The 23,658-nt window shown below is 46.7% G+C and carries 43 protein-coding genes; 20 read left to right on the forward strand and 23 right to left on the reverse strand.

All coding sequences use genetic code 11. The annotated features are described in order from the left end of the window. Both ACOSYY_RS18900 and ACOSYY_RS18905 read left to right on the forward strand, forming a co-directional pair. Positions 1–185 (forward strand): DNA methyltransferase (locus tag ACOSYY_RS18900; protein ID WP_421664439.1); only part of this gene is annotated, 185 nt, incomplete at its 5' end. Beyond that, entirely contained in the window at positions 157–744 is a 588-nt protein-coding gene (locus ACOSYY_RS18905) for a hypothetical protein (RefSeq protein WP_421664441.1), read from the forward strand. The genes ACOSYY_RS18900 and ACOSYY_RS18905, both read left to right, overlap by 29 nt. A 35-nt stretch (positions 745–779) precedes the next feature. Here ACOSYY_RS18905 and ACOSYY_RS18910 read toward each other — a convergent pair whose 3' ends face one another. Together ACOSYY_RS18910 and ACOSYY_RS18915 are read right to left on the reverse strand one after the other, a co-directional pair. Further along, entirely contained in the window at positions 780–2,108 is a 1,329-nt protein-coding gene (locus ACOSYY_RS18910) for a hypothetical protein (RefSeq protein ID WP_421664442.1), read from the reverse strand. Further along, entirely contained in the window at positions 2,101–2,550 is a 450-nt protein-coding gene (locus tag ACOSYY_RS18915; protein ID WP_421664443.1) for a hypothetical protein, read from the reverse strand. Before ACOSYY_RS18915 ends, ACOSYY_RS18910 begins: the two co-directional genes overlap by 8 nt. A gap of 75 nt (positions 2,551–2,625) precedes the next feature. Here ACOSYY_RS18915 and ACOSYY_RS18920 point away from each other — a divergent pair, with 75 nt between their 5' ends. The 16 genes from ACOSYY_RS18920 to ACOSYY_RS18995 all read left to right on the forward strand — a co-directional run bounded on the left by ACOSYY_RS18920 (position 2,626) and on the right by ACOSYY_RS18995 (position 10,901). Then, positions 2,626–3,015 (forward strand): hypothetical protein, encoded by a 390-nt coding sequence (locus ACOSYY_RS18920; RefSeq protein WP_421664444.1) that lies wholly within the window; start codon positions 2,626–2,628, stop codon positions 3,013–3,015. A 23-nt stretch (positions 3,016–3,038) separates the two neighbouring features. Continuing rightward, positions 3,039–4,583, forward strand: a complete 1,545-nt coding sequence (locus tag ACOSYY_RS18925; RefSeq protein WP_421664445.1) for a tRNA nucleotidyltransferase/poly(A) polymerase-related protein — start codon at positions 3,039–3,041, stop codon at positions 4,581–4,583. Between the two features lie 220 nt (positions 4,584–4,803). Next, entirely contained in the window at positions 4,804–5,391 is a 588-nt protein-coding gene (locus tag ACOSYY_RS18930; protein WP_421664446.1) for an HAD domain-containing protein, read from the forward strand. A gap of 36 nt (positions 5,392–5,427) precedes the next feature. After that, positions 5,428–5,736 (forward strand): SprT-like domain-containing protein, encoded by a 309-nt coding sequence (locus ACOSYY_RS18935; protein WP_421664447.1) that lies wholly within the window; start codon positions 5,428–5,430, stop codon positions 5,734–5,736. A 73-nt stretch (positions 5,737–5,809) separates the two neighbouring features. After that, positions 5,810–6,439 (forward strand): phosphoglycerate mutase family protein, encoded by a 630-nt coding sequence (locus ACOSYY_RS18940; RefSeq protein ID WP_421664448.1) that lies wholly within the window; start codon positions 5,810–5,812, stop codon positions 6,437–6,439. After that, on the forward strand, positions 6,417–7,031 hold the full coding sequence (locus ACOSYY_RS18945; RefSeq protein WP_421664449.1) for an ATP-dependent Clp protease proteolytic subunit: 615 nt from the start codon (positions 6,417–6,419) through the stop codon (positions 7,029–7,031). Before ACOSYY_RS18940 ends, ACOSYY_RS18945 begins: the two co-directional genes overlap by 23 nt. 9 nt (positions 7,032–7,040) lie before the next feature. Next, positions 7,041–7,268 (forward strand): hypothetical protein, encoded by a 228-nt coding sequence (locus ACOSYY_RS18950; RefSeq protein ID WP_421664450.1) that lies wholly within the window; start codon positions 7,041–7,043, stop codon positions 7,266–7,268. A gap of 60 nt (positions 7,269–7,328) precedes the next feature. Then, positions 7,329–7,568, forward strand: a complete 240-nt coding sequence (locus ACOSYY_RS18955) for a hypothetical protein (RefSeq protein WP_421664451.1) — start codon at positions 7,329–7,331, stop codon at positions 7,566–7,568. Positions 7,569–7,610: 42 nt separating this feature from the next. Continuing rightward, positions 7,611–8,180: a hypothetical protein gene (locus ACOSYY_RS18960; protein ID WP_421664453.1), complete on the forward strand. Its 570-nt coding sequence runs from the start codon at positions 7,611–7,613 to the stop codon at positions 8,178–8,180. A gap of 1 nt (position 8,181) precedes the next feature. Continuing rightward, entirely contained in the window at positions 8,182–8,358 is a 177-nt protein-coding gene (locus ACOSYY_RS18965; RefSeq protein ID WP_421664454.1) for a hypothetical protein, read from the forward strand. Positions 8,359–8,369: 11 nt separating this feature from the next. After that, positions 8,370–8,612 (forward strand): hypothetical protein, encoded by a 243-nt coding sequence (locus ACOSYY_RS18970; protein WP_421664456.1) that lies wholly within the window; start codon positions 8,370–8,372, stop codon positions 8,610–8,612. After that, complete coding sequence (locus tag ACOSYY_RS18975; protein ID WP_421664458.1) at positions 8,612–8,875, forward strand: hypothetical protein; 264 nt, start codon at positions 8,612–8,614, stop codon at positions 8,873–8,875. Before ACOSYY_RS18970 ends, ACOSYY_RS18975 begins: the two co-directional genes overlap by 1 nt. Positions 8,876–9,126: 251 nt before the next feature. Then, positions 9,127–9,858 carry a terminase large subunit gene (locus ACOSYY_RS18980; RefSeq protein ID WP_421664460.1) on the forward strand — a complete coding sequence of 244 codons (732 nt, stop codon included), beginning with the start codon at positions 9,127–9,129 and terminating at the stop codon, positions 9,856–9,858. 181 nt (positions 9,859–10,039) lie between these two features. Further along, positions 10,040–10,456 carry a hypothetical protein gene (locus ACOSYY_RS18985; RefSeq protein ID WP_421664461.1) on the forward strand — a complete coding sequence of 139 codons (417 nt, stop codon included), beginning with the start codon at positions 10,040–10,042 and terminating at the stop codon, positions 10,454–10,456. Further along, complete coding sequence (locus ACOSYY_RS18990; protein ID WP_421664462.1) at positions 10,440–10,664, forward strand: hypothetical protein; 225 nt, start codon at positions 10,440–10,442, stop codon at positions 10,662–10,664. Before ACOSYY_RS18985 ends, ACOSYY_RS18990 begins: the two co-directional genes overlap by 17 nt. 18 nt (positions 10,665–10,682) lie before the next feature. After that, complete coding sequence (locus tag ACOSYY_RS18995; RefSeq protein WP_421664464.1) at positions 10,683–10,901, forward strand: hypothetical protein; 219 nt, start codon at positions 10,683–10,685, stop codon at positions 10,899–10,901. An 87-nt stretch (positions 10,902–10,988) separates the two neighbouring features. Here the strand turns inward: ACOSYY_RS18995 and ACOSYY_RS19000 are convergent, their stop codons facing one another. Beyond that, positions 10,989–11,300: a hypothetical protein gene (locus tag ACOSYY_RS19000; protein ID WP_421664465.1), complete on the reverse strand. Its 312-nt coding sequence runs from the start codon at positions 11,298–11,300 to the stop codon at positions 10,989–10,991. An 85-nt stretch (positions 11,301–11,385) separates the two neighbouring features. On the opposite strand from ACOSYY_RS19000, the gene ACOSYY_RS19005 reads away from it, so the two are divergent. Together ACOSYY_RS19005 and ACOSYY_RS19010 are read left to right on the forward strand one after the other, a co-directional pair. Next, positions 11,386–13,077, forward strand: coding sequence for a hypothetical protein (locus ACOSYY_RS19005; protein WP_421664467.1), 1,692 nt, complete (start codon positions 11,386–11,388; stop codon positions 13,075–13,077). Between the two features lie 14 nt (positions 13,078–13,091). Further along, entirely contained in the window at positions 13,092–13,781 is a 690-nt protein-coding gene (locus tag ACOSYY_RS19010; protein ID WP_421664469.1) for a hypothetical protein, read from the forward strand. On the opposite strand, the gene ACOSYY_RS19015 is transcribed toward ACOSYY_RS19010, so the two are convergent. The 20 genes from ACOSYY_RS19015 to ACOSYY_RS19110 all read right to left on the reverse strand — a co-directional run bounded on the left by ACOSYY_RS19015 (position 13,778) and on the right by ACOSYY_RS19110 (position 23,649). After that, a complete protein-coding gene (locus ACOSYY_RS19015; RefSeq protein ID WP_421664471.1) occupies positions 13,778–14,575 on the reverse strand; it encodes a DNA-methyltransferase in 798 nt (265 codons plus the stop codon). The two genes, ACOSYY_RS19010 and ACOSYY_RS19015, sit on opposite strands and share 4 nt — an antisense overlap. Positions 14,576–14,587: 12 nt before the next feature. Continuing rightward, entirely contained in the window at positions 14,588–15,283 is a 696-nt protein-coding gene (locus ACOSYY_RS19020; RefSeq protein WP_421664472.1) for a hypothetical protein, read from the reverse strand. A gap of 1,457 nt (positions 15,284–16,740) precedes the next feature. Beyond that, positions 16,741–17,010 (reverse strand): hypothetical protein, encoded by a 270-nt coding sequence (locus tag ACOSYY_RS19025; RefSeq protein ID WP_421664473.1) that lies wholly within the window; start codon positions 17,008–17,010, stop codon positions 16,741–16,743. An 85-nt stretch (positions 17,011–17,095) separates the two neighbouring features. Further along, positions 17,096–17,506, reverse strand: coding sequence for a hypothetical protein (locus tag ACOSYY_RS19030; RefSeq protein ID WP_421664475.1), 411 nt, complete (start codon positions 17,504–17,506; stop codon positions 17,096–17,098). A gap of 315 nt (positions 17,507–17,821) precedes the next feature. Further along, positions 17,822–18,013 (reverse strand): hypothetical protein, encoded by a 192-nt coding sequence (locus ACOSYY_RS19035; RefSeq protein WP_421664476.1) that lies wholly within the window; start codon positions 18,011–18,013, stop codon positions 17,822–17,824. 32 nt (positions 18,014–18,045) lie between these two features. Then, entirely contained in the window at positions 18,046–18,297 is a 252-nt protein-coding gene (locus ACOSYY_RS19040) for a hypothetical protein (protein WP_421664477.1), read from the reverse strand. 61 nt (positions 18,298–18,358) lie between these two features. After that, a complete protein-coding gene (locus ACOSYY_RS19045; protein ID WP_421664479.1) occupies positions 18,359–18,541 on the reverse strand; it encodes a hypothetical protein in 183 nt (60 codons plus the stop codon). Between the two features lie 313 nt (positions 18,542–18,854). Further along, positions 18,855–19,013 (reverse strand): hypothetical protein, encoded by a 159-nt coding sequence (locus ACOSYY_RS19050; RefSeq protein ID WP_421664481.1) that lies wholly within the window; start codon positions 19,011–19,013, stop codon positions 18,855–18,857. A gap of 49 nt (positions 19,014–19,062) precedes the next feature. Continuing rightward, positions 19,063–19,347 carry a hypothetical protein gene (locus tag ACOSYY_RS19055; protein WP_421664482.1) on the reverse strand — a complete coding sequence of 95 codons (285 nt, stop codon included), beginning with the start codon at positions 19,345–19,347 and terminating at the stop codon, positions 19,063–19,065. A gap of 46 nt (positions 19,348–19,393) precedes the next feature. After that, positions 19,394–19,582 (reverse strand): hypothetical protein, encoded by a 189-nt coding sequence (locus tag ACOSYY_RS19060; protein ID WP_421664484.1) that lies wholly within the window; start codon positions 19,580–19,582, stop codon positions 19,394–19,396. Between the two features lie 238 nt (positions 19,583–19,820). Next, positions 19,821–20,180: a DUF7717 family protein gene (locus ACOSYY_RS19065; protein ID WP_421664486.1), complete on the reverse strand. Its 360-nt coding sequence runs from the start codon at positions 20,178–20,180 to the stop codon at positions 19,821–19,823. Between the two features lie 430 nt (positions 20,181–20,610). Continuing rightward, entirely contained in the window at positions 20,611–20,946 is a 336-nt protein-coding gene (locus tag ACOSYY_RS19070; RefSeq protein WP_421664488.1) for a hypothetical protein, read from the reverse strand. Positions 20,947–20,985: 39 nt separating this feature from the next. Then, positions 20,986–21,240 carry a hypothetical protein gene (locus tag ACOSYY_RS19075; protein WP_421664489.1) on the reverse strand — a complete coding sequence of 85 codons (255 nt, stop codon included), beginning with the start codon at positions 21,238–21,240 and terminating at the stop codon, positions 20,986–20,988. Positions 21,241–21,375: 135 nt separating this feature from the next. Then, positions 21,376–21,549, reverse strand: coding sequence for a hypothetical protein (locus ACOSYY_RS19080; protein WP_421664490.1), 174 nt, complete (start codon positions 21,547–21,549; stop codon positions 21,376–21,378). A 19-nt stretch (positions 21,550–21,568) separates the two neighbouring features. Then, a complete protein-coding gene (locus ACOSYY_RS19085) occupies positions 21,569–21,736 on the reverse strand; it encodes a hypothetical protein (RefSeq protein ID WP_421664491.1) in 168 nt (55 codons plus the stop codon). A gap of 216 nt (positions 21,737–21,952) precedes the next feature. Beyond that, on the reverse strand, positions 21,953–22,147 hold the full coding sequence (locus tag ACOSYY_RS19090; RefSeq protein WP_421664492.1) for a hypothetical protein: 195 nt from the start codon (positions 22,145–22,147) through the stop codon (positions 21,953–21,955). 49 nt (positions 22,148–22,196) lie between these two features. Beyond that, positions 22,197–22,502, reverse strand: a complete 306-nt coding sequence (locus ACOSYY_RS19095; RefSeq protein WP_421664494.1) for a hypothetical protein — start codon at positions 22,500–22,502, stop codon at positions 22,197–22,199. After that, positions 22,499–22,723: a hypothetical protein gene (locus ACOSYY_RS19100; RefSeq protein WP_421664496.1), complete on the reverse strand. Its 225-nt coding sequence runs from the start codon at positions 22,721–22,723 to the stop codon at positions 22,499–22,501. The genes ACOSYY_RS19095 and ACOSYY_RS19100 overlap by 4 nt, the downstream gene beginning before the upstream one ends. A 24-nt stretch (positions 22,724–22,747) precedes the next feature. Next, positions 22,748–22,966: a hypothetical protein gene (locus tag ACOSYY_RS19105; RefSeq protein WP_421664497.1), complete on the reverse strand. Its 219-nt coding sequence runs from the start codon at positions 22,964–22,966 to the stop codon at positions 22,748–22,750. A gap of 17 nt (positions 22,967–22,983) precedes the next feature. Continuing rightward, a complete protein-coding gene (locus ACOSYY_RS19110; protein WP_421664499.1) occupies positions 22,984–23,649 on the reverse strand; it encodes a hypothetical protein in 666 nt (221 codons plus the stop codon). Positions 23,650–23,658: the final 9 nt, after the last annotated feature.

The raw sequence follows: 23,658 nt of genomic DNA on the forward strand, positions 1-23,658 counted from the left end.
AATTACATGGTGTTTGTGATAATATGTTGGTGCTTGATCCTTTTGTCGGTGCTGGCACAACCTTGATGGCGTGCCAGGAACTTAATGTCAGCGGGATTGGCATTGATCTCGATGTTGACTACTGTGAAATTACTTTTAACAATTTAGGAGCTAACAATGACAGAACTATTCATCCACCCGAATGATCCAAGCGGCGCAAGTGCGAAAAAAGGCGCTAATGCCGTTACCGACTTTGAAGCCCTTTGTGATAAGAACAGTTTGATCTACGAAAAGTGCAGCCAATACGACGATTGGCACCACAAAGACCGCATAGTTCATTTTCCTGAGGAGCCAGTAGCAGGTAAAAACTGGCCGCTCGGCACCCGCAAAGTAGACATTAAATCCGCCAAAAGCAACCGCAGGGGCGGTAAGGCAAGTTTAACCCAAGTGTGCCTGGAACTGCGTGGCACTAAGGGTGGTGGTTGGATTTTTGGCAACGAAGACAAAAACTTCATTGCGTTCCAACATGGCGACTTGTTCTATCATGTCCAAGTCAACGAACTGAAAAGCTACTGCGTCATGCTGCACGACCAAGGCATCATTGATCTTAATGCTGAGGCTAAGGTGAAAGAAAAAGGTGATTACAGTGAGTATGAAGATTTCGGAGTCTTCCGCCGACCAACCCCCGATAAGAAACGGGAGAAATTCATGTATGTTCCACTGGAACATCTGACGGCAAACGTGACTTATCAAATCCTTGATTAAACAAAAAGGCCACTCAAAAGAGTGGCCTTTTCTTTTTACCCACATTGTCTCATTAGAATCTCTGGCGAATTAGGCACGCAGCGCTGCAATACCCTCAAGTCACTCGGATTACCCGTGTAAGGTGTCTCTCGAATAATCAAGCCAGGAAAACTCGAAGAAGCTTCCTTGATAATTTGCATTGTCGCCGTCAAGAACAACTGACCGTGACGATTTACCAAGAACTCATGCTCTTTGCGATAAGGCTTGCCGTCTTCGTCCAGTTCACCACTGTCCTTCATATACATAATCTTGATATCCGCCAGACTGATAATGTCGCCATCCTGGTCAATCATCGCTTCCGAACCTTCATCCTGCTTCATACGAACAACTAACTTTCCGTCTGTGTAAGCAGCTTTTAATGCCGTAGCAATGTCCCAACCAACTGTATAAACTGTGCCGTCATGTCCAGTTACATTGATGACGAAAGCCCTGGTCTTAAATGCTTCACAAATCGACTCCACGATGATACGCTTACGGAGAGCATCTTTCTCTTCAGGAGCGCCTTCTTCCAAACGCTGTAACTCTGGTGCCTTGAGATAACGCTGTGGATCATCAGTGCGCAAGTTCCAGTTGCCAATGTAAAGATCACCAAATCGAGAATTAAAACGAGTGGACATACGAATGGAGAAGTCCTTTTCGTTGTAAATCAAGTCTTCTGTCGAAGCACCACCACCGACCTGAACCGAGCCTGTCAAAGCCGCAATAAACTTGCGATGCTGGTCTGCCTTCATACTATACAAACCTGTTAACTTGATGAAGACATTGTTCAATAGCGGCTGCGTCTGGAGAGCTTCAACAATGTGGTTGGCAACAGACGTGCCAGGATTATTGTGGTCCAAATCGTCTTTAATCAATTTCTTGATTTCTTTGGAAGTTTTCTCGATGTTGGACTGTTCACGCAAGAAGATAATGTTTAAATTGTCTTCTACGAACTTTCGCTGATAGTCGTCCAGGTTGCGGTCACGAACGTCCAAGATCATGCTTTTCATTTCCTGAACGTCGCCCTTGATGGATGCTTCCATAAACTGCTTCTTCCACATTTCAAAGTCCAGGTGCTTTTTCTCTTCGGGCATGTCTGGATATTGTGGATCGGAAGAAAAGTCTTCTTCGCCTGGAGGTCCACCCATTTGATCGGGTGGCATGTTTGCTATATTTGGGTCGCCGCCTTGTGGTTGGGCTACGCCCATTGGACTCATAGCATCAGGAGCCATAGATGAACCCATAGCAGGATCGCCTGGGCCTGTCCCCGTGCCATAACCTTGCTCCGCTAGCTTCTTCTTCGGCTTGTATTGGTCTAGGAAATCCTCAAGATTTATTCTACTCATTTGTTTCCTTTTGCTTCTGCATCTTCTGAATCTGCTTGATTAATTCTCTCTTGGCAGCACCGTCGCCAATTGTTATAGTGTTGTTTTGGTGAGCCGCAAGATATCTAGGGAAGGTGTCGCGTTCTTTCAACTTAACCCTAGTCGCTAAATCTAAAACTTTGGTCATTTTCTCAGAGATGGAGGCTTTGATTTCGAACATTTTAGTCATCGCTTCCTTGCTGGCACTGGTTGAATCGCCGTCGTTAATAACCATTTCGACAAGACTGTTCTTAACGTCATCTACTTCTTGCCGTTCTTGACGAAGGTTATTCAATATCTCCTGGCACCAACCCATCCAAACATCGTCGGGGATAAGTGCTTGTTCTTCTTGCGGCGGTTGGTTTGTTGGAACATTAACGTTCATCTGAGGTATTAAATGCTCCAAATCTTTGTTTTCTTCCATAATAAATATTTAGAGCAGCAGTATCTATTTTACCTACATCAATCTTATTAAAGCTATATACCCCTAAGGAGCAACATGGAAGAAAATTCCTACAGAGAAGTTAACGATTCCCTTAAAAATGTCTTTGCCATTACGTCTCGTATTGATGAGCGAATAAAGGTTTTGGTGGAAGGGCATAATGAATCGAAAGAAAAAATCGAGAAACTTTGTGATAACCAAATCGCTATTCTCAACCGACTTATCATTTTGGAAAACAGTAACGGCAACCGTGTTGCTCATGAGTTGAAAGAACAATTTGGCAAGCTAGAACATAAAGTTGACGATGTTTCCGAAAGACTACTTCATGTTGAGAAGGATATGACCCAAGCCACTAATAAATGGGCAGCCGTTGTCGATTTCGTTTTGAAGGTGGGCGTAGTAGTTATTGGCGCTATTATTTTGTGGAAATTGGGCATCAAACCGTAAATATAATAATAGGTGAAAAGGATATGAGCAAGAAATTTATAGAGTTCCTAGCTTTGCGAGAAAACGTTGAGGGTGGCAAAAAGGCTTCTTCCGAAGTCAAACTAGCCGATGATACGGATTATAAGCCGTTTGTCATTGACGGTGAAAACCACCCTAATTTGAGAGTCATTGTAAAAGCTTTCCTAGACAGCGATAAAGTTTCGTTGCCAGGTCCAGACGGTTATCCACAGAAGTTAACCACGCTTGACCCAGCCAAAGGCGAAACCACGCCGCGTCTAAAGAAGAAAGGTCTTTACCTAGTCGGTGGCGCTGTTCGTGACCACCTTATCGGTAAGACACCTAAAGACTATGACCTAGCTACCGATGCAGGACCAGACGAAATCCGTCTTATCCTTCGTAATGCTGGCTTCCAAGAGGTTAAACCGCAAGGCGGCGGCGGTAAAAACGCTCCTGTGAATCCTAAGTATGAAAAACATCCAGAAGCAGGCCAGAAGAACAAAATCTTCTACGCCAAGGGGTGGGATCGTGGAGGTAAAGAATTCGTTATTGGCGCTCGCGTTAATGGCGAAGAGTTCGAAATTGCTACCTTTAGAAAAGATTCCAAGGGCGGTGATGGCCGTACTCCAGATAAAATGGAGTTCGGTAGCCTAGATGATGACTCGGCCAGAAGAGATTTCACCGTAAACAGCATGTATATTCCGCTTACCTCTGCGGACGGCGCAAATGCTAAGTTGATCGACCCACACGGCGGCGCTCATCACCTAAGAGCAGGACAGATCGAATTCGTAGGTAATCCAAAGGACCGCCTCGAAGAAGATCAGTTGCGTGCCCTAAGATATATTCGCCAGGTTGCCACCCACGGCAAAAACACCAAGATTGGCGATAATGTCAAGCAAGCAATTGCTGATATTAAGGATTTGTCAGCCGTTAGTCGTGAAAGAATCCGTGATGAGTTCCTCAAGGGTCTACAACACCCTGACGCCGATCCTGTCCAATACGTCAAGATGTATAAGGATATGGGATTACTCCAGACTGTATTCCCTGATATGCAGTTCAAACTAGATGCTCCTGATGATTTTTCTGACAAAAAAGAGAAGCGATTGGCGATTGCATGGTTGCTACGAAATAACCCGCCAGAGAAGGTTGAAAAGATGCTGCACCAGGGCACTTGGACTAACGATGAAATTCGTGATATTGTCACGCTAATCAATTTGGCCAAGTGGATGAGCGATCATGGCAAGAATCCTAAGCTATTCTTGGACAAGTTCTATGACATGAAGAAGAACTTCCACAAGACAGGCATGGTTCCAAGTTTGGTAAGACAGTGGGGTGCTATGAACAAACATCCAGAAGATGTTATGCACCACTTCTTGAACCACGAACTAGACACCAAGGGTTATGTGGATAATGAACAAGGGCAGAAGGTTGTTAATCCTGCTATTAGCAAGATGTTCGGTGGACGTACTCCGCAAGGGGCCGAATTTGGCGATGCTATTAAGTGGATTGAAACTGATAAATTCCGCCAGAGATTGCAAACTAAGGAAGAAGCTGCTAAAGAAGAACAGTAAGGAGATACATGTGTTGCTGTAAGAAAAATCCACTACTTAACTTCGTAGCATGGCTCGCCTTCACCTTCTCTCTGGTCAATAGCATTGCTATGGGCATGAGAGTCTTTTGGTGGGGCGGTGGCTTTAGTGATTGGTGGATGAACTACCTAGTATGGTTCGCCATAGCAGGCGGTTTCTATATTTGGCATAAACTAAAATGAGGCTAGAATTTAGAAAATTCATGGAAGCAGCACCTCCTGGTATCAAACGAATTGTAATTTTCGATTTTGATGATACCCTAGTTCTCACGCCTACGCCCGAAGAAGGTAAACCAAAATATCAAAAAGCAACAGGGGAACCGTGGCCCCATCAAGGCTGGTGGGGCAATCCCAAAACTTTAGAGCCTCCTGTATTCAACGCAAAACCCGAAAAACTAAACCCAGCCGTTGTCAAAGCCTTTCATGACTTTAGACAAGATCAGCAAACCTATGTGGTTGTTATGACAGGCCGTATCGCTAAATTTGAAAACAAAGTCAAAGAAATCCTTAATAACTACGGCATCCATGCCGATGAATACTTTTTCAAGGACCAAAAAGACCTTACCAAGACACAAGGCTATCCCCACAAAGGAGATACGTTCGATTATAAAGCCTTCGTCATTCTTAATCGACTAATGAATCAGGAAGTGCAAACGGTAGAAATCTTTGATGATCGAGAAGAACATATACCTAGATTCGTGAAGCTTGGTAAAAATTTAAGGGAAAAGTGGCCAAATTTACAAGCAGTCATCATTCATGATGTACGTCAAAACAAAAACTACAATTTATAAGTGTAGATAGTCACATCTCTTGTTTTCGGGGTGACTATGGCATATGATTACTTCCGAGAGGTCGCCAATTTCTTTAAGAACAGCAATTTAGTGCATGAGCCTATTAGCGTTCGACGTGTTAAATTAAGGCAAGGACTCGACGGGCAATGTGAGAAGAAACACAACAGATTTATTATTAAAGTCAATCCAAAACTCAGTGAAAACTACTCCATTGATGTTCTGATACATGAAGTCGCTCATGCGGTTGCCTGGGACAAAGATACGGACATTCACGGTCCAAATTGGGGTAGGGCATACAGCAAAGTATACCGATTGTTCCTTGAAAACTTCATCGAGAATAGTTAAGATGAAATATTACCGATTGTGACCATTGTAATTTTCTCAGCCCAAATAAATAGAAATCAGGGGAGTGAGTAAAATGGTGCCAGCACTTTTTATCAAGGATCGAGTTGTCACTGGCTTGCATCACGGGGATGCCTTTTCCAAACTTAGTGAGCAAGAGAAAAACGACAACCACCTTATGAGTGGTTTTCTTGATAATGAACATCATAAATTCGTCACCGAAGATGAAACGATCTACCTCAAGGACATAATCCTACTGAGACATGCTCAAAACGATCTTCGGGTAGAAGACGGTCCAATAACCGCCAATGGCCGTGCCCAAGCGTTTCGTGCCGCAACATTCCTGCGAGAACTTCATTTGGCTGGCTACGAGGGATTAAACAGTCCTTATATTCGCTGCCAGCAAACATCAGCCATTATAAAGGAAATCTGCCGCATTCCCTTTGAAACTGATCTACGCCTGTGTAAGCAGTCTCATTATGAAACTCAAGAAGACTTTCTGGTGCGAATCACCGAAACACTCGATATGCTTCCACCCAAATCCATTTTAATCACGCATACTGATTTTATCCAAAATATCCTTTGCCTTACTCACCTTATAAAAGAACAATTAAAATTGGTGGTCAATTGCAGTATTACCTATATCCACCAAAATAGACTTATATGGTTAGCGAAGGATATCAATGCTCAAGAAAATCGAAGTTGACGCAAGAATTAAGGTTAAGAACCTGGCGGATTTGATTGAAGCGCCCATTGTAATACGACTCAAGAAATTTAATGAAGAAAGCACTGATAAGTTCTCCGAAGAACTAAGCAAGGCCCACGAAACAGGTCAGCCTATCATCCCAATCGTAGTTGATTCATACGGTGGTCAAGTTTATTCACTGTTAGGCATGATTTCAGAAATTCAAAACTGTCTTTTGCCTGTTGCAACGATAGTTGAATCAAAAGCCATGTCCGCAGGCGCAATTCTTTTTGGACTAGGCAATGATGGCTTGCGGTTTATGACCCCACATGCTACGTTAATGCTCCATGAAGTTTCCAGTTTTCAGTTTGGGAAAGTGGAAGACCTGAAAGCTGACGTGGATGAAACTGACCGTCTCAATACCTATATTTTTGATTTGCTGGATAAGAGTTGCGGCCAGTCCAAGAACTACTTCTTAGACTTAATTCATGAGGAGCATGGCCACGCCGACTGGTATATGACAGCGAAGGAAGCGAAAAAGCACAATTTGTGCAATCAAATTCGTTTGCCTAGATTTAATGTAAAAGTATCTGTAGATTACAAATTTGAATAGGAGATAAAAATGGACCTAGAACTCTACTCGACTGATGAACTTATTGATGAAATTACTAAACGAACATCGTTTGTTGGCATCGTTATCCGCTCTACCGTTGAACCTAAATTAGAGAAAATCGTCATCCATCAGAATTGGGATATTACCTATTCCAATGCTTTCTCCGAGAAACAGGTGGCGGAACTTTTGGAAGATGTGGTAGACCACTTCCACCACTTGGCCGAAGGCGAAGAATAATTTGCCTTATCTATTGAATTGTGATAGGATAAGGATGCCTGTCAATCATCGGAGAACTTCATGCCAAAATACTATGTAGACGCGGGGGACTTCCGTAAAGTAATTGATGGAGCCGACCCCAAGAACGCTGCTGTGGAAGCCTTCAGAACATTAGAAAATAATCCAGTGCCAACACTCAGTAGTATTACTGTCGTGAGTGAAACTGGCTACGATACCAACAATGATAACGACTGGTGCTTTTCCACGATGGACCTGCTTGAACAAAGCGACCAGCTTGGTAATTATAAGCCCGATTTCTAAACTGAAATGTACTAGATATGCTTTTGGCCCATTGGAGTACACATGCCTATCTTTAGCGGGTTTGAAGGTGAGAAATTTCAATTTGATGGAATTCCAAACAAGTGCTTTAATCTTCTAACAGATGACTCCATACAAGTAAACGCACACTTCAACTCGCATAAAAGAATAGACCATATAGGCATAAAGATCGGGAACTCAAAAGTAAAATGGTCGGCTCAAGATGGCAAAGCAACAATCAATGGTGAGGAACTTTATCATCGTTCTTATATCACTGTTGATAATCAGGCTTATCATTCATATGTCGAAATAAAACCGCTGCTTGAAGCCGTCCGTAATGCCATCCTGTTCGTTAACGCTGGAAAATATCACTTTAACATCGTCAGAAACAAGAACTGTAGTGTCGTATTACCTTATTATTTTGGATTCGACGCAGTTATATATAATGGTAACGCTCGCCCGCATGGAATAGTGGGTCAGACCGCTGACTTTAACGGTGCCTCAAGAATCCCTGCTGGAAATCAGGGCGAAGGCATAATTGAAGGAAACCCACTAGATTACATGGTGAGCGATCTATGGAGCAATGACTTTAGATATAATAAGTTTAAGGAATGAAATGGACGTTTTTTATGTAAAACCCAAGGACTTTGCAGCATGTTCTTTCGATAACATTGATGAGGCTTTAGAAGAAGTCAGAATGCACTTAGTTGATGGCGTCAAAGAAGTTAAGGTGATTTTGAAAGAAATGACCCAGGAAGAATATGACTCGTTGCCAGCGTTCGAAGGTTATTAAGGAGAAGCACTGTGGACACAATATATCTTGACCGTGATATGGCACATGTCATTCTAGGCGCTTTTCAGGTTGCTGAACATGAAGCTATGACAAGCCTAGTTTCTGTCAATTGTGGCGAAGCTGGAATTCACGGCAGACCTGAAGGTAGAGACTACGCCGCCGCCGAACTCCGAGTCCTAAAAGCAATTAACAATCTCTATCCAGATGTTGCCAAACAATATTTTGACGTAAATAAACAATTGGAAGGCAAATAATGCTCCAACCAAATGAAGGACCAAGAGAACCTTACGCAAAAGGACAATACATCGTCTGGTTTGTGAAAGGTGCAGAATTCGATGTTGACAAAATCAAGGAAGTCCTCGATAATTGCGGCGTAACGCTGGATCGAATGCACGCACCTGAACGGTGTGTAGTCAAGTTTGACGAAGCCGAATCCAATGAAGTGATGAATAAACTGTACGGTTGGCCTGAATATATCAGGAGCGTCAGCAGAAATCACTATTTGTATCTTCAGTAGACGACCCGAAGTTGGTAGTGAGTTGCGCGGTTCCCGCTTCACCTTTCTAGAGGGTGATTAAATCCGAGAGGGGCGGGGTAAAGCTGTAAGCACCAATAGTCCCCATAACTCGACGTGCCAGTGCAGCGACCATTCGCCAAAGCCAGAAGCCCGAAGCGATTGGCCAGCTAAGACCACGGGCGGGGCGCGGATGTTCTGACAGGCGGCATCACCAAGGGTGTGAAACCGCGAGTCTGTCACTATTTTATTGAATGAAACCTACATTTATTCAATTCGCAAATGCGTTCTTCAAAATCGTCCACCATCGCTGGGGTCTTATACCCTATCAGGCGATCAAACACCATATAGAACTCAACCAAATCTTCGAAGACCACCAAGGCGTTATCTGTAAAAAGTACCGCCAAGGTGGATTTTCTACTTTTTGCGCCCTGTGGTGCCTGTGGAAAGCAATGACTAATCAAGGTTGGAAATCAATCATCGTCTCCAACTATGACCGTGAATCCCTCCATATCTCCCGTATCCTTAGAACCGCCTACGATAATCTGCCAGAAGAAATCAAACTGGAAACCCGCAGACTTAATGACCATGCGATGGAATTTGAAAACGATAGCAAAATCCTTTGCCTCAGCCATAGCAACTTGATCGGTAAAGGAACACGACAAGATGTTATCATCTTTGACGAACCAGCGTTCTATCGTAACAACGATTTCGAGAACCACTACAAAGCAGTCTGGCCAATGACCAGCATTGGTGGTAAAATGTTCCTAGTGTCATCCCCCAACGGCAAAAAAGGTTTCTTCTACGAACTATACAAAAAAGCACTATTTAACCAAGACAGTAATTACTTTGTCTACGCCCCAAGCTACCTTGAAAATCATGAATACAGTAGCGAAAGAATGCACCTTCTCAACGAAAGCCTTAGTCACCGTGGACTATTGCAAGAATACTTGGGAGAATTTTTAGAACCTTATGACGGAATGTAAATATGAATGACCTATGGAATAGAATAATTGAAAATCCTGTAGCCGTAATCTGTGCCACCATCCTTGGCTGTGCCCTTATCTTCGGTGGAGTTTGTTGCGTTCAAGCCGAATATCAATATAAACTGAAACGCCAAGAACTACAAAACCAAGGCAGCAAAGAATTCTTTAATCGAGAACGATAATGACTAACCAAGAACGCTACAGCGACTACAAATGGATTAAAGTCAAACGCTATACGATGGACGAATCTAAAGCCTGGGAAGAAAGATATAAGGCTTTAGATGACCACCATATAAAAGAAACTTCCTTCCTTATAGAAGAAGTTAGAAGTTTGGCTAAACAACTAGACTCCGTTGAAGAGGCGGAACAAAAACTAAAAAAGAAACAGGAACGGGCAGATGCCATTCGCTCCTTCTTCGTTATGTGGTGGGGCTTCGGCATCCTGGTCATGTTTATCGCCAAAGCATTCATGGATGAACCAACTCAACATCGCTATTCTGGTTGGCTTCTCGCCGTAAGTCTTTTGGTGGGAGCGGTTTGTAGTTTTATCCTGTCACGCATCCAATGGAAAAAGAAGAACCATGAAAAAGTCACTTGACGGATTTGATGAATGGTGGAACAATTACAAGCACAAGATACCTGGGCCAAAAAGAAATTCGGTCAAGCATTGGGTAAAGCTCGGCTGGGCTGCTCATGAAGATCATTTAGAACAAGAAAGACTTCGTTCCGAACAACACGACAAAGAATTACTTGAGGAATACCACAAGGCGGGTTGCCCGCCTGGTTGGTGGGGAGAAATGTCATGATGTGCTTGATCCGCTGCGATGACTGCCACAAATCAGGAATATTCGATTTCAAGATGGACTTCATCCTTGAAAGCGACCTGTGTGCAAAATGCCACCACCATACCAGCCGAGAATGGCATTATTACTTCTGCAACACCACCTGCCTTTTATCTTGGCTCAGAAAAAACGAAATTGAAGAAAAAGGAATCCCCTGTCGTGATTGCTGCGACCTGGACGGAATACCTACTGGATACCTGAGCGGCTTCACGTCCAACGGCACCTGTACAACATGCGACGGTGCCAAGCGAGTCAAGGGGCACCGTCTGCAAGAGTGGGAACGACGTATTACTTCGGTGGAAGCTTAGAATCCTTGCCTTTTTTCTTTTTCTTCTTGTTGCGCTTTACAATGGCATCCTTCTCCCACGCTCTGGCCGTGCTGTGGCTGTTGATTTCGGCATCAGGAATCGACGGACCAAGCCCCAACGCGGCAGCACGTCTTTCCCTCTTGAACGCTGTGGACTCTTTGACTTTGAGCCATTCCATGAATGTTGTAACCATACTGTATGTATGTTCTCCAGAAAATTCCTGAAGACCTTTTTGACAATGAGCGATTTCGTCGTAAAGTAAGTGAAGTGATTGACCCAAATCCTGACCCAAATGAAATCCTGAATACCTTTTGACAATGAGTAAATTTGCAGTAAAGTAAGTGAAGTGACGAAATTAAACCGAAAGGATTTGAACAATGTCTAGTTTTACAATGCTGCCGCCCGACCTTGTGTATCGTGAAGAAGCCCAAGAACAAAAAATGGCCCACCTGATCCGTGAATGCCATTCCAATGCCGAAAACTACAAGGCCACCGATGCCCTCATCCTTATGGTCTATAAGGATGGCTACGACTACCTGCTCTACCTCCATAATGGCCAACCGTTCACTGACCTCGAAAACGATATTCTCGTCAACGGCTGCATCCCCAATGTCTCTGGACAACAAGGTAAATCCTTCCAGGGCGCAGGCTTGGTCGCTTCTGCATGTGCCGTCCATACTTCTCCATATCTCATCGTCGGCTCCAAAATCAATAATTCTTGGAAAGTCGGCGTCGGCACCCAACAATCCAATCGCTGGGTTGTCCGTGATGAAACTCAACCGTGGGCCGCTAATCTGACGCAACTCGTTGGCCCTGAACACCTTAAAGAGTATAACGTTGTGTACGGATTCCGTATGCACGTTCATCCCCTTGGCTCGCGGGATGAAGATGCTCGCACTATGTTCAATCCTCAGATTATGAACATGGTGGCTTATATGACGGAAGGTGGTCTTACTAACCTTCGGGTTCACTTCTGCGAACAGGAGTTAGGCTGGCCTTATAAGAAAATGACTAAAGACGGCACTATGAAGAAGAAGGACAAATACGCCAGTTATGATAGTGCCACCAAGAAGAACCAGACGGGCAGCGTCCACCGTCGCGCTCTTAGCCACAAGGGTTACAGGGAGCGATTCCTAGAGAAATCGTGGACCATTCCTTGTAAGCCATTCAAGGTTTTGATCCCAACTTATAATGATACTATCCTTCCTGTTGAGAAGGCTCGTATCGTTGTGGACTATTACCCCGCTAAGACTGATGGTAGTTCCTGGCACCTTAACCTGCGGTCAGGCACCCTTGATGGTCCTTATTCCGAAGGTAAACAGAACGAGTTTGGAACAAAACCGACCCGTAAAGCGTTCCTTTACTGCCCGTGGATTTATGAATGGGCAAAAAAGAACGAGAAAGACTTTATCCACTACAGTCGGTTTGCGGATAACAGCGTCGGCACCTACCCGCAAATTGGCCGTCTGATTGGCGAAATGAATTTGCCTTATAATGACTACAAACACCCGTTCCTAGTAGTCCAGGTGTTTTTGGATGACTTCGGCCCACTGCCCAACATGGAACTAACGCCACACTTGCTGTTCGGTATCCTCCAGCGGAAATCGGACTTCACCTTCGCAGCTACCTTCGCAATCAATAAGATTATGAAGGCTGCGGCTGCTGCGGCTGCTGAGAACGTGCCCGAAGACTTGAAGAAGCTCTGTGATGATCTTTATAAGAGCGACATTACAGACTATATTCCGCTTGACCTGGAAGATACTACAACCCGTAAGAATCACACACGCCAGAAAAACGTCGTCATCTTCAATCTGGTGGATGGCAAGCCCTTCGATGGTGAGTTTAATCACGGCCAGAACTACCACCTGGCTCTGATCGACCGCACCACTGGCAAGGCTCTAAACCCCAAGGATGTGCAAATCCATCCTATGACTCGCGGCGTCGAAATCGTTGACCTGACTGATACCATTCGCCATATCAACCAGAAGTGCGAAGCGAACTTGCTCGATCTGGAAAAGAACCTGGCTCATATCCAGCAGACTGTTAAGAACCAAGTGAAAGCCAGCTAAAAGGAACCCAAACCATGTCCAAGAAAAAGAAACATTCTGTGTCTGTGTTCGGTATCGCTATCTCGCCCCTGACCCAAACCGTGGGTGGAGTCGATCAAAAAATCGCTCCCGAAGACTATCGGTTTAACTCCGATTTCAAGCCCAGCCGTAATATCAGACTCATTCACGGCCCCGAAACCATCAACGTCGGCGTCGTCAAGGAAGTCCCTAAACTCAAACGAGACGGCGGCGGTAGCCCCGCTACAGGCGGCACCCGCGCAACTAACGGCCAACAACGCAAAGGCGAATCCTCGTCCTTGCCCTATAAGCCAATGCCTGAATATATGATGGTCGAATGGGACGATAAACAAAAACGACTCTGGATGAACCAGGATCATATCTTCGTTAAGAAGTATTTCCTGGCCGATGCACGCTTCGTCCGTAACTCGCCGCGACACCGCCGACTTACTGAACTCTACCAGTCATGGGATGCACTGGCCAAGTCCATCGTCCAAGTGTTCGAAACAACTGAGCCAGAACCCAAACGGAAAATAGAAGAATGGGAAGATGATCTGCTTAATTTCACCATTAATCGGGTCATCGAAGCCAAACTCGCCGCCGATCCGTTGACTATGAAACAGATAGAAGTCATTGATCGAAAGATTGATGCCACCAACGGCAGCGATGGTGAAGCGGAAGCGGGAGCAGAAACAGAAGAAGACTAAAATCTGGATTTGGCTACTTCGTGATACTTCTCGAACTTCTCAATGCCGATGTAGCTTCGCCCTAAATCCCTACACACTAGACCCGTAGTGGCAACCCCGCTAAATGGGTCTAGTACCGTTTCCCCTGGCTTCGTTATGTACTTCACCCACCATTCGGTCAATCTGTAAGGCGTTCCCGCCCCATGACCAAATGACCCAGCACATCGCTTGTCATATGTATTCGGGATTTGCAGCAGATTGAAAGGGGTCGCCCCACCCCTCTCAATCGCTGTATTTAAACACCGAGCCGCCCGCATATGATGACCCGATGGCCTATATACCAAATCATTACTCTTGTTGTGCTTCTTAATCTTTAAAGGTAAAAGAACTTCATCCTGATTGCGATAACAATTAGGCTCCCCTAACCATATACATGCCTTCACCGATGGCCGCATTAAACCGTAAACTCTATTCGCATGTCGCGTCGGCTGTGCCGCTGGATTAAACCACCATACGTCCTGTATCAAATTCCACTCTTTAATCGCCCAAGACATGAAATCCCAATACCATGACCGCATCATCCCTAATTTCATGCTGTTCGGCTGCAAAATAATCACCGCACTGCCCGTTGGCTTTAATACCCGCCGAAACTCCTTAACAGCAGTCTGCATCATCATCATCCACTCGTCCGATGCCATCTTGCCATACTCCCGATTGATTTCAGGATACGGAGGATCGGTAAAAATGGCATCTATAGATGCATCCTTAATCTTCGGAAGATGCGCTAAGCAATCCTCATTGTATAGTTCAATCATTAATTAACTTAGTTATTGTCTGCCAATTCTACGCACTGCGGCAGGCTGACCTAAATTGTGAATGAGTTCCTGTATGTAGTTCTCAGCTATATCATCACCATTCGGCAACATCATATACATAGCATCTAATGCATATGCCATCTTCTGTATATTGATCGGCCACTCCTGCGCTATCTCATACTGCGGATTAAAACTGTCCCACGCATTCTTAATCGCCTGCCTCAAACCACCTACCAATGCCATCGGTAAAGCAAATATGTTGCTCACCATACCCGCCTGCTTACCCATCGTCACCCCAGCAATAGGCTTCTCTGGCTTCTCATGCGTCTGAATGTAGCGAAGTATCTGCTCCAAAACCTGCCTCAAATTATCCATGTAAAACTGCTTCACCTTCGGCATCTGCTGATTAGCAATGAAATCCAATGCCCAATCACTCGTCTTCTGAAACGCATTCTTGGCCATCGCCTCAGTCTTGACACCAGCAGGATCAATAAAAGGATTGCCAGTTACACGCTTGCGATACTCAGGTGCCACCGCTCCCATACCAGCCGTCGCACCCACCAACGCGGAACCAGCACCAACAGGTAATCCAGTAATAGTCTTCACCGCTTGACCCGCTTCACCACCCCACGTCTTAGCAGGATTGCTTAAGTTGTAGGGATTGAAACTAGCCTCGTCACGCCGCATTACATACTCAACAAATTTCATGCTTTATCTATTATTCCCAACGGCAAATTCAATTTTTATTAATTCTACCATACTAACTTATCTGCATTATGTCAATATACATCTGCTCCAAATGTAAATCCATCGAAAAGCCAAACGATAAAGACCGCTGTACCAAATGCTGGGGTACAGGTGTCAGGCGAAGACGTAGCCGCTAAACTTACCCACCAACTCGGTGAAATCTATCTAGGAAATCGAGCAAAGTCCAAATTCAGTTACCACTTCATGGGCGTCTGGCCCCACTCCGTTAACTTCGGTGAACTCTGCTATAGTTCCGACCCTAGTTTCAACCTGGAAATCACCTGGAAATATAAGAAACGCTATCTGTTCTTCTCCTGTATCTCCAACCGCTTAATCCTGTAATCATGCTCCATCTTCGCACAACCATTGCAACCACTCACAAATAACCCGAACGCTATCGTCGCACAGATTATCCCTACACAAGTGATTATTACATTCTTCCAGTCCATATTACTCTCCATATTGCACCGTTTCATATTTGAGTTTGAGTTCTAAAACATGTTCTTCATAAGACGGCAACACCTGGACCACCACCCCATCATATAAGAAAGTGTCCAACTCCTTAATCTGATGGTTGCCACCCAACATACTTAACTCATACCCGCAATTCGGACAACATGGCGGCGTCCGTACTAACTTCGTTATACTTACCCGCCCCTTTGGGAAAGTAGTATTGAATCGAAAGTAATCGCTAATCTCATTTGGCGGATCAATGATAATCGCCCAAAGTTCGTTCTCCTCGGTCGGAGATTGAGACACACGAATCGACTGCGTTGTGAAACTAATTTCACCAAATTGACAGGTTACTCTTTGCATACGGCCCTCATGAGTACAGCGTCCTCCCAATGTAACGGACTGTTGGGAGAAAAACAAGACTCAATGCTGTCAATAAATTCGTCAGAACTAATATTGCCAGCCTTAACGTCATCCAAACACATGCGTAAATATTTTCTCAGATTTGAGAATCCCATACTGTCGATTTGGATATTTTTTGGTTTGATAGTACATGCACTATATGAGTTCTTCTGTATAGAGAAATTTTGGGCGGCGGCGATTTTTGGAAATCGCTTTTTGGTAAAGTTTTGAGATACTAGGCGGGTGGAAAAAATGGTGGCGGCGGAATTTTGAAACGGGCACTTTAATAAACGCACTGGTATGGCGGCCTATACCGCAGCCCTGATGTTACTATTTTGAAATGAAAATGAAACTAATTGTTTCATTTTCATTTATGTTATGAGTTTCAATTTAGTATCAACTATATCCGAATCGTTTAGACATGCGCCATGTCCTATAGTGTGCATACCATAGGCGGCGTGCTTCAGTGCTAGAGCGGCGTTTGCGTGATTCACCATCTACCATAATGCACCTCTTAGTTACCTATTAAGGTACAATTGTAGTTAAGTGTCAGTCAGCCCGCTTTAGGCGGGCTGGGCCATGCGCTTCTGGTAGCCTTCCCAAACGTCGGGGAACTCCTTTTGGATGACGTGGGGATGCGTCTTGATGATTTTGCGGCAGCCTCCCATGCCCATGAGGAAGAAGAAGAGTTCATTTTCCTGCGCGTACTTGAGGCGATACTTGGCAGCGAGTCGCTTGACTTGCCAGGTGCAATGCAGCGACATGAAGACGTGAAGCAGACAGACGACGGGGGCCATGACGCACGCGGCGGCGAACTCGATTGCAGTCTTCATCTTTGTCTCTCCAGGGTAGTGATCGTTACACTTATTATAGTACAATTCCAGTTGAGAGACTAAAGGGCATCCTTGCCCTTGCCCTTTAGGGGAGGATTGGTTTATCGTAGTCGTATTGCTCTTGCCACTGCTCTTGGATGATGATACGGCTGCTCTTGATGCCAGCGTGTTCGAGGTAAGCGGCTTCCTGTTCTGCGCCCTTTTGCGTCAGATGGTAGGAGGCGGCGAACCAATCGGGCGGGCAATCCCAATAGGCATTGCCGTCTTCGTCGTAGTCAAGGCCGTCTTCATAGACCAGGACGGTCCAGCAGTATTGCGGGACGAAGTTTTCCCAAGGATAGCCTACGTTGTAGGCCGCTTTGCGTTCGGCTTCGAGCTTGGCGGCGAGTTCCAAGTCGAGATAGTTGTAGTGTCGGACGTTAAGGCCGCTGAGAACGTCGGTCAGGTAGTCGAGGTGAGCGTGGGGGGCCATCGGTTCGCGGTGGATGCTGACCATTTTCGTCTCTCCGTTGGGGTTCGTCTCACACACCTATTAAGGTACAATTCCAGTTGGGAGAGGTGGGGAGTGGGCGCTCCCCTAGTGTCAGCTGTCATTACTGGTCATGGAAGCGATACAGGCGATAAGGGCGGTTAGGACGTGGCCTGCCGTGTCCATGATATTCCAGGCCATGAAGAAGCCTAGAATGCCTCCTTCGCTTGTCCAATAGAACCAACCGCAGACGAGTAGGACAAGGATGAGGGTTAGGGCGATGATTGCCAGGACGGTCATTCGTACCTCTGGTTAAGTCGGGCGACACTTATTATGGTACAATTACAGTTGGTCGTTGCTCTTGTACTTATTGCGGGTTCGGTTGCGTTCCTTGGCGGTTCGGCGCTGTTTCCGTTTGTCGGCAATGGCGTGCAGTTGAATCTGCACACTGATGGGCAGGAAGTTGGCACGGTCGGGGAGCGGGGCGATGGTGATGGTCATGTCTTTGCGTTTCGGTTTGGTAGTCGTGTGCATCGTATCCTCCTCCCCTATTTAGGGTACAATTGCTAATCCTGGGTACGGCAGTAGCATTTGTATGCTTTGCCTTCATGATACACCAGCAGATTGAAGCTGCGACCGCTGCCGTCTTCGCGTTGAATAGAAGACAGGATGACAGGGATGCCGTTAATGCTGATACGGCCATTGCCTGTTAGGGCAGAGTACAGCTGATGTTTGGTCATGGGCGTGGCACAGCGGGCCAGCCGTTGTTCAGCAGTCAGGTTCAAGGTAGCACTGCGACGGACGGTAGTAGTGTTCATGCTTTATTAAGGTACAATTGTAGTTGAGAGAAGTGGGGGAGTGGGCGCTCCCCCTGTTCCTTTACGCTGCGAGGGGAAGGTCAAGGACTTGGAAGCCGATGGTAGCGCCGTCGATTGGCGTCAGTTTGTCGTAAGTGGTCCATGCGCCGTTTTCGAGTTTCACACTGCCCGTATCGGTTTCACCGATGACCTTGACGAACGTGCCATTGAGCAGGAAGCGCTTGCCGACCCACAGAAGATTCATGGTTCACCTGCCTGGTTTGGTTTAGTTGACAACCATTATAGTACAATTGCAGTTCCGCGTTGCTGCCATTCCCAAGCCCATTCGCCGTAGGTTTGGCGTGGTTCGGAGCCACGGGCATAGTTCCGTATCATGGCCATGACCATGCTAGGGACTTGGGTGACGTTTTGCATGAAGACAGCGCCAGCCTTGGGCACAGGGACATTGGCGAACTTCTGCGTATTGCGGTATATGCTGATTTGTTCCATGCCTATTAAGGTACAATTCTAGTTGTTTAGGGTGGAAATAAAAAAAGGGGGCTTTCGCCCCCTTCCCTTTACTCATCGTAGTCGCAAGGGCCGTAGTGGTTTTCGTAGTCCTCAAGCTCCTGGGCTTCAAGCAGCCAGTCGCGGTCGAGTTCGTCCAGTTCCTCGGCATTGGCCTCGATTTCGGCCAGTTCAGCCTCGGTGGGTTCGCGTTCGATCACTTCGTCCATTGTTCCATTCTCCAGTGTCGGGCGACAACCATTATGGTACAATTGCAGTTTACTCTTCGCCCTTCGTGACGAGGCGGGACTTATTGGCTTCGATGAACTTCCGAATATCATCACGCATACCGTCGATGATTTCGTATTCGGAGCGGTAGAGAGTGACAGGGAAGCGCCGCAGCCCGTCAATCTGAATGCCGCCCTTGGCACTGACCTTGAGGGAGACTTTCTTGCGGACGACCTCCTTGACCTTTTCGGCGGTCTGCGCTTCCATACGTTGCGCGGCTTCGGCCTCGGTCATCGTACCATTCTTCACAGCGGTCATGATTTCGAGCGTGGTCATGATTGACTCCAGTGTAAGGGGAACAACTGTTATAGTACAATTGCTGTTAGGCAGCGCGGCGGTGCATACGACTGCCAGACGGGGGAGCGACGGCCCTTGTGCCGTGGCCTCGGTGCGTGCTAAACACGGCTTGCTTGAGCGTATTGACACTGCGCTTGCGGAAGGCGCGTTTGAGTGCAGTGCCTTCGCGTTCGGCTTGATCTTCGATGCGTGCTTCCAGTTCGGGGCTTGCCATTCTTATTCTCCGTTGATTGGGGCAACTGTTATAGTACAATTCCAGTTGTTTAGGGGGAGAATAAAAAAAGCCAGGGATTGCTCCCTGGCTCCCATCATTTAGCGTCGGATGGTGGACTGCCCGTTTACATCGGGGCTTCGATGGGCCACACTTCGCAGGCTCCCCAGCTACGTCACGTTTTTAGTGCGGGGTGACGTGACTTCCGACCCCTTCACTATTCACTATAGTACAATCGCTGTTAGTGTCGCAGGTAGACGATACCATGCGAGGTCAAGCAATTGGCAAATGAGTCATTGAACACGTTGCCGCGAGCGTGTTTCGCAGGGGCTTTATAGCCAGCTGCCTTATGAATATCGCCCGCCTTGAGGTTGCCCAGCGCCTTCGTATGGCCATCTTGGAGGCAGACGAAGCAATAGACGCTGGAATCTTCCATCTTGCCGTTGCGTTCTTCCATCGTCACAACACGGCACCATTTGTCACTGATGAAGTCGGCACGATGTTTCGGCGGGGGAGCAAAGGTATAGCCGCTGGCTTCCCAATGCTTGGCGGTGACTTCATCGGCCTTTTCGACCAGCAGAGCGATTCGTTCTTGCAGCATGTTTAGTACCTCGTTAGTGGGCTACAACCGATTAAGGTACAATTGCAGTTGAAAAAAAGGGGAGTTGGCGGTCCTCCCCTGCCCCTTTAACCTTGACATTTAGTTTACCGACAAGCATGATAGCCTCCTTATACAATGCTTACGCAGAAGTTGGTGAGTTTTTCAGCCAGTTTGGGAGCAAAGCAATCCCAACGGTATTCACATTCCTCACCGATAGCGCAGATTTGCCAGGCAACGTCTTCTGAGACTTCAAAGGTGATAGGGTTCGGACTGTCCCAATCTTCCTCATTATCTTGGGGTTCACAGTGCGTCCAGAGCAGTTTGTATAGGTCATGCCCGTGGGAGTAGCGGTCGCCAATCCAGTCAAGGGCTTTACGTTCGTCGGCTGTCAGTGTTAGGTTATACATGCCTGTTTATGGTACAATTTCAGTTACTTGATTGGGGAGAGGCATTGGTGGGAAACGCAATGCACTTCACCAATTGGGTAGCCGTCTCTGGAGCGATTGACGTAGACGGTTGTATCATCGCCATCGGTTTCGATACGGCATTTGACGCCAAACAGCTTGCGGAGTTGTTTGTCCGTAGGATGCGCTGCACGAAACTCTTGCGGCGTGCCTACGTTGTAGCGAAAGATTGGGCAATGAATGGTTTCGGTGCCATGTGAGCGGCGGTCATTGACCTCGTAGCCGTCCTTGGCATTGCCCCACACGTCGTAGGTCCAGACTTCCCATTCGGTTTTGAGACTTCCAGCAGGAGTAGCGTTCATCGGTATGGCCCTTTCTTGTTAGGACAATGAACACGCCTTTTATGGTACAATAGCAGTTAGCATATTGTCCCACTTCTGATGCTGTTTCCAGTGAGCGCAACACTGACGCTTGTTCAGCAGTTCGCTCCTGATACGTTCCTTCAATTCCTTGGTTTTGTAGGCATAGTCGCACTTTTCCCACAACTCGGCAGTGAAGTAAATCAAGGTTAATGCGTCCTCATACTTCTCATTGTTAATGAGGTCGAGGATCATGTTCTTCTGATTCACCAACTCGTTTTCGATGTTGTAGTTCATGCTCATTATTGGTACAATTGCTGTTTGGCCTTGCGGCGACTATTGCGGCGTGCCTTCAGTTTGTCCAGTGCTTCACGTTTACGCTTTTGGGCGGTGCGCGTGGTGTAGGGTTTGCCGTATGACTTACCTTCGATGTTACGCATACAGACCATTTACCCCATTGAAGATAGTAACGCAGTTGTCTTCGGCTTCAAGGGTATCGGCTTCGATGCTGCTGACAACGTAGGAGCGCCACTTGTCATCGGCGGCGCGGTTATAGGGCTTGTAGCTGGTCCAAATATCCAACAAAAGTTGTTCGCGTTCGTCCATATATCTCCCTTTGGTACAATTACAGTTCCATTTTGGCAGTGCGACGGGCGCGGCGATGCAGTTTCTTGGTATCCTTGCGACGGCGGCGGGCAACCTTGCGGGACTGGTCGCCTTTCCAACCGCCGCCGTGGTTCGTAGTCCAGACTTCAGCGCTAGTCTCAACCCGCTTTTCCCCATACGTTTTCATTCGTTCCCCTTAGCGCCGAAATTCTCATTGAACGGCGCAGGTTCATCGTTCAACAGGGAATCGCATTGGCTTTGGGCAAGGTATTCGGCCCTTGCTTCTTCGTATGCCTCATAGCATACTTCATCACAGAACGAACGGTCGCCGCAGGGTTGATGGCAGTAAAGACAAGGCATTTTGAAGTCCTCAAAGGTGGGCGACAACTGATATAGTACAATATCAGTTCTTACGGTACTTGGCCACGGCTGCGATCATTGCCTCATCCATCGTCTTACCCGACTGCACAGCGGCAAGAACTTCCTTGTGCATCGGGTTGAGGTCCATTATGTTAAACTGGACGCAACTGCCGTGCTGCTTGAACGCGGCCTCGTAGTCTTTCTCCCGCTGCTTCTCTTCCTTCGTCATGCGTGCCATTTTTGGTTTCCTTTAGTTGTGGGCGACAACCATTATGGTACAATTGCAGTTAGAGGTCTTTCTTCCGCTGTACGTCAGTTACCGTCTGGTTGTAGATAATGCCCATACGCTCACAGTAGCGAAACAGTGCTTCCCCTGGCGTGCCTTCCTTGGTTTCAATGCCAGGAAGGTACTTATTCTCGATTAGCCACGTTTTGGCGTTGTCTTCATACTGTTGGCCATACCCATAGGCATACGGAATCTTATGGACGCAAGTGCCATCGACATAGATTTCGCAGCTATGGTAGGTGTTGCCGACGTTCTTATTGAACCAGCGACGGCCCACCAGCATGATAGTGGACTTGATGCGTTTCATGAGTACATCGCCTCGAATTCATTGGTTTGATCGGCAGGGCAATGCGGGCAAGCGATTGCGCCAACACTAGGGACAGCGGTTTTGCCACGGTAGGAGTTAGCCCGCACGCGGGTTTCCTTGCCGCACGCTTTGCATTTGTAGACGAACACGGTTCGCCAGGGCGGTTGGAAGTCACGAACCCGTTCAGTCCGAATCGGCGTCGAAAGGTTGATGGTGTTCATGTTATCCTAAGGTACAATTGCAGTTTAAGCGTGAGCGCCAATGCGAACTATGCTGCCATCAGGCAATTCATGCTCTGACACATCACAGCAACCGAAAGACGAACCACTTTCCATCCAGCCGATAAAACGGCCAGCCATGTGTTTAGGCACCAATGCCACCCAATCCTCATCCCCGCCGTGGGGAGACAATGCCTTGAGTTCAGCAGGTGCATCATCCCAATCCCAAACTTTGATAGGTTCCATGTCTATCTCTAGTACAATTACAGTAGGTAAGGGACAAATCCGCCTTGCACGCATCCAGGGACGGGAATCATGGCGTTGCTGCCCTTCACGTCACAGCCCTTCAATGCCGCCAGTTTCTTGAACCAATCGCCTTTAGGAGCATTAGCAAGCGAAACCAGCAGATGAAAGCCTCCCCTTGTCTTCATAATGCGGAACGCATGTTCAGGCAGGATAGCCTTGATAGCGGGCAAGTGTTCAGCTGGTTCGATGAAATCATAGTCGAAGTCAGCGAACACCTTGCGGGCAGTGGCATTATGTATATAGGTACGGGCAAGGGATAGGGGATTAAAGGTATTGTCGCCGTCAGCAATGCGCTTGGCCAACTCTACCATAAGGTTTTTGTTAGCCTTGACTAAGTTGCGGGGATTCAGGGCGATATACATTGCTAATGCCTCTTGCGGCACGTCAATACCATCCCGCTTATAGCCCCCGATGGGGCATTCACAACGGACGATTTTTTCTTTCAGGTCTTCTTTGCTGCTGGTGAATCGAACGAGTTGATTATCCCGCAGGTTGGGAAGGCTAGCGCAATACTTATGCCGACCGAACAGGGAGAGATAATACACCTCGTTCGCTTCGAGTTCAGGCAGGGCAGCATGAAACTCGTTGAACTTCGTTTCGTCTTGAAGGATTGAGTAGTTCATGCTCATTAT

It is taken from the genome of Nitrospira sp. BLG_2 (assembly GCF_049222245.1).

Bases quoted from the DNA above. Each gene is read 5' to 3' on its own strand.
- ACOSYY_RS18910 (WP_421664442.1), bottom strand. From the start codon at position 2,108: ATGAGTAGAATAAATCTTGAGGATTTCCTAGACCAATACAAGCCGAAG.
- ACOSYY_RS18950 (WP_421664450.1), top strand. From the start codon at position 7,041: ATGGACCTAGAACTCTACTCGACTGATGAACTTATTGATGAAATTACT.
- ACOSYY_RS18990 (WP_421664462.1), top strand. From the start codon at position 10,440: ATGAAAAAGTCACTTGACGGATTTGATGAATGGTGGAACAATTACAAG.
- ACOSYY_RS18975 (WP_421664458.1), top strand. From the start codon at position 8,612: ATGCTCCAACCAAATGAAGGACCAAGAGAACCTTACGCAAAAGGACAA.
- ACOSYY_RS19045 (WP_421664479.1), bottom strand. From the start codon at position 18,541: ATGAATCTTCTGTGGGTCGGCAAGCGCTTCCTGCTCAATGGCACGTTC.
- ACOSYY_RS18980 (WP_421664460.1), top strand. From the start codon at position 9,127: ATGAAACCTACATTTATTCAATTCGCAAATGCGTTCTTCAAAATCGTC.
- ACOSYY_RS19025 (WP_421664473.1), bottom strand. From the start codon at position 17,010: ATGAAGACTGCAATCGAGTTCGCCGCCGCGTGCGTCATGGCCCCCGTC.
- ACOSYY_RS18960 (WP_421664453.1), top strand. From the start codon at position 7,611: ATGCCTATCTTTAGCGGGTTTGAAGGTGAGAAATTTCAATTTGATGGA.
- ACOSYY_RS18925 (WP_421664445.1), top strand. From the start codon at position 3,039: ATGAGCAAGAAATTTATAGAGTTCCTAGCTTTGCGAGAAAACGTTGAG.
- ACOSYY_RS18945 (WP_421664449.1), top strand. From the start codon at position 6,417: ATGCTCAAGAAAATCGAAGTTGACGCAAGAATTAAGGTTAAGAACCTG.
- ACOSYY_RS18955 (WP_421664451.1), top strand. From the start codon at position 7,329: ATGCCAAAATACTATGTAGACGCGGGGGACTTCCGTAAAGTAATTGAT.
- ACOSYY_RS18965 (WP_421664454.1), top strand. From the start codon at position 8,182: ATGGACGTTTTTTATGTAAAACCCAAGGACTTTGCAGCATGTTCTTTC.
- ACOSYY_RS19090 (WP_421664492.1), bottom strand. From the start codon at position 22,147: ATGGCACGCATGACGAAGGAAGAGAAGCAGCGGGAGAAAGACTACGAG.
- ACOSYY_RS19095 (WP_421664494.1), bottom strand. From the start codon at position 22,502: ATGAAACGCATCAAGTCCACTATCATGCTGGTGGGCCGTCGCTGGTTC.
- ACOSYY_RS19005 (WP_421664467.1), top strand. From the start codon at position 11,386: ATGTCTAGTTTTACAATGCTGCCGCCCGACCTTGTGTATCGTGAAGAA.
- ACOSYY_RS18915 (WP_421664443.1), bottom strand. From the start codon at position 2,550: ATGGAAGAAAACAAAGATTTGGAGCATTTAATACCTCAGATGAACGTT.
- ACOSYY_RS19010 (WP_421664469.1), top strand. From the start codon at position 13,092: ATGTCCAAGAAAAAGAAACATTCTGTGTCTGTGTTCGGTATCGCTATC.
- ACOSYY_RS19070 (WP_421664488.1), bottom strand. From the start codon at position 20,946: ATGAACGCTACTCCTGCTGGAAGTCTCAAAACCGAATGGGAAGTCTGG.
- ACOSYY_RS19050 (WP_421664481.1), bottom strand. From the start codon at position 19,013: ATGGACGAAGTGATCGAACGCGAACCCACCGAGGCTGAACTGGCCGAA.
- ACOSYY_RS18995 (WP_421664464.1), top strand. From the start codon at position 10,683: ATGACTGCCACAAATCAGGAATATTCGATTTCAAGATGGACTTCATCC.
- ACOSYY_RS19100 (WP_421664496.1), bottom strand. From the start codon at position 22,723: ATGAACACCATCAACCTTTCGACGCCGATTCGGACTGAACGGGTTCGT.
- ACOSYY_RS19075 (WP_421664489.1), bottom strand. From the start codon at position 21,240: ATGAACTACAACATCGAAAACGAGTTGGTGAATCAGAAGAACATGATC.
- ACOSYY_RS19105 (WP_421664497.1), bottom strand. From the start codon at position 22,966: ATGGAACCTATCAAAGTTTGGGATTGGGATGATGCACCTGCTGAACTC.
- ACOSYY_RS19080 (WP_421664490.1), bottom strand. From the start codon at position 21,549: ATGGACGAACGCGAACAACTTTTGTTGGATATTTGGACCAGCTACAAG.
- ACOSYY_RS18920 (WP_421664444.1), top strand. From the start codon at position 2,626: ATGGAAGAAAATTCCTACAGAGAAGTTAACGATTCCCTTAAAAATGTC.
- ACOSYY_RS19020 (WP_421664472.1), bottom strand. From the start codon at position 15,283: ATGAAATTTGTTGAGTATGTAATGCGGCGTGACGAGGCTAGTTTCAAT.
- ACOSYY_RS19085 (WP_421664491.1), bottom strand. From the start codon at position 21,736: ATGAAAACGTATGGGGAAAAGCGGGTTGAGACTAGCGCTGAAGTCTGG.
- ACOSYY_RS19015 (WP_421664471.1), bottom strand. From the start codon at position 14,575: ATGATTGAACTATACAATGAGGATTGCTTAGCGCATCTTCCGAAGATT.
- ACOSYY_RS18985 (WP_421664461.1), top strand. From the start codon at position 10,040: ATGACTAACCAAGAACGCTACAGCGACTACAAATGGATTAAAGTCAAA.
- ACOSYY_RS19110 (WP_421664499.1), bottom strand. From the start codon at position 23,649: ATGAACTACTCAATCCTTCAAGACGAAACGAAGTTCAACGAGTTTCAT.
- ACOSYY_RS18905 (WP_421664441.1), top strand. From the start codon at position 157: ATGACAGAACTATTCATCCACCCGAATGATCCAAGCGGCGCAAGTGCG.
- ACOSYY_RS18940 (WP_421664448.1), top strand. From the start codon at position 5,810: ATGGTGCCAGCACTTTTTATCAAGGATCGAGTTGTCACTGGCTTGCAT.
- ACOSYY_RS19065 (WP_421664486.1), bottom strand. From the start codon at position 20,180: ATGCTGCAAGAACGAATCGCTCTGCTGGTCGAAAAGGCCGATGAAGTC.
- ACOSYY_RS19035 (WP_421664476.1), bottom strand. From the start codon at position 18,013: ATGCACACGACTACCAAACCGAAACGCAAAGACATGACCATCACCATC.
- ACOSYY_RS19060 (WP_421664484.1), bottom strand. From the start codon at position 19,582: ATGGCAAGCCCCGAACTGGAAGCACGCATCGAAGATCAAGCCGAACGC.
- ACOSYY_RS19055 (WP_421664482.1), bottom strand. From the start codon at position 19,347: ATGACCACGCTCGAAATCATGACCGCTGTGAAGAATGGTACGATGACC.
- ACOSYY_RS18930 (WP_421664446.1), top strand. From the start codon at position 4,804: ATGGAAGCAGCACCTCCTGGTATCAAACGAATTGTAATTTTCGATTTT.
- ACOSYY_RS19030 (WP_421664475.1), bottom strand. From the start codon at position 17,506: ATGGTCAGCATCCACCGCGAACCGATGGCCCCCCACGCTCACCTCGAC.
- ACOSYY_RS19040 (WP_421664477.1), bottom strand. From the start codon at position 18,297: ATGAACACTACTACCGTCCGTCGCAGTGCTACCTTGAACCTGACTGCT.
- ACOSYY_RS18935 (WP_421664447.1), top strand. From the start codon at position 5,428: ATGGCATATGATTACTTCCGAGAGGTCGCCAATTTCTTTAAGAACAGC.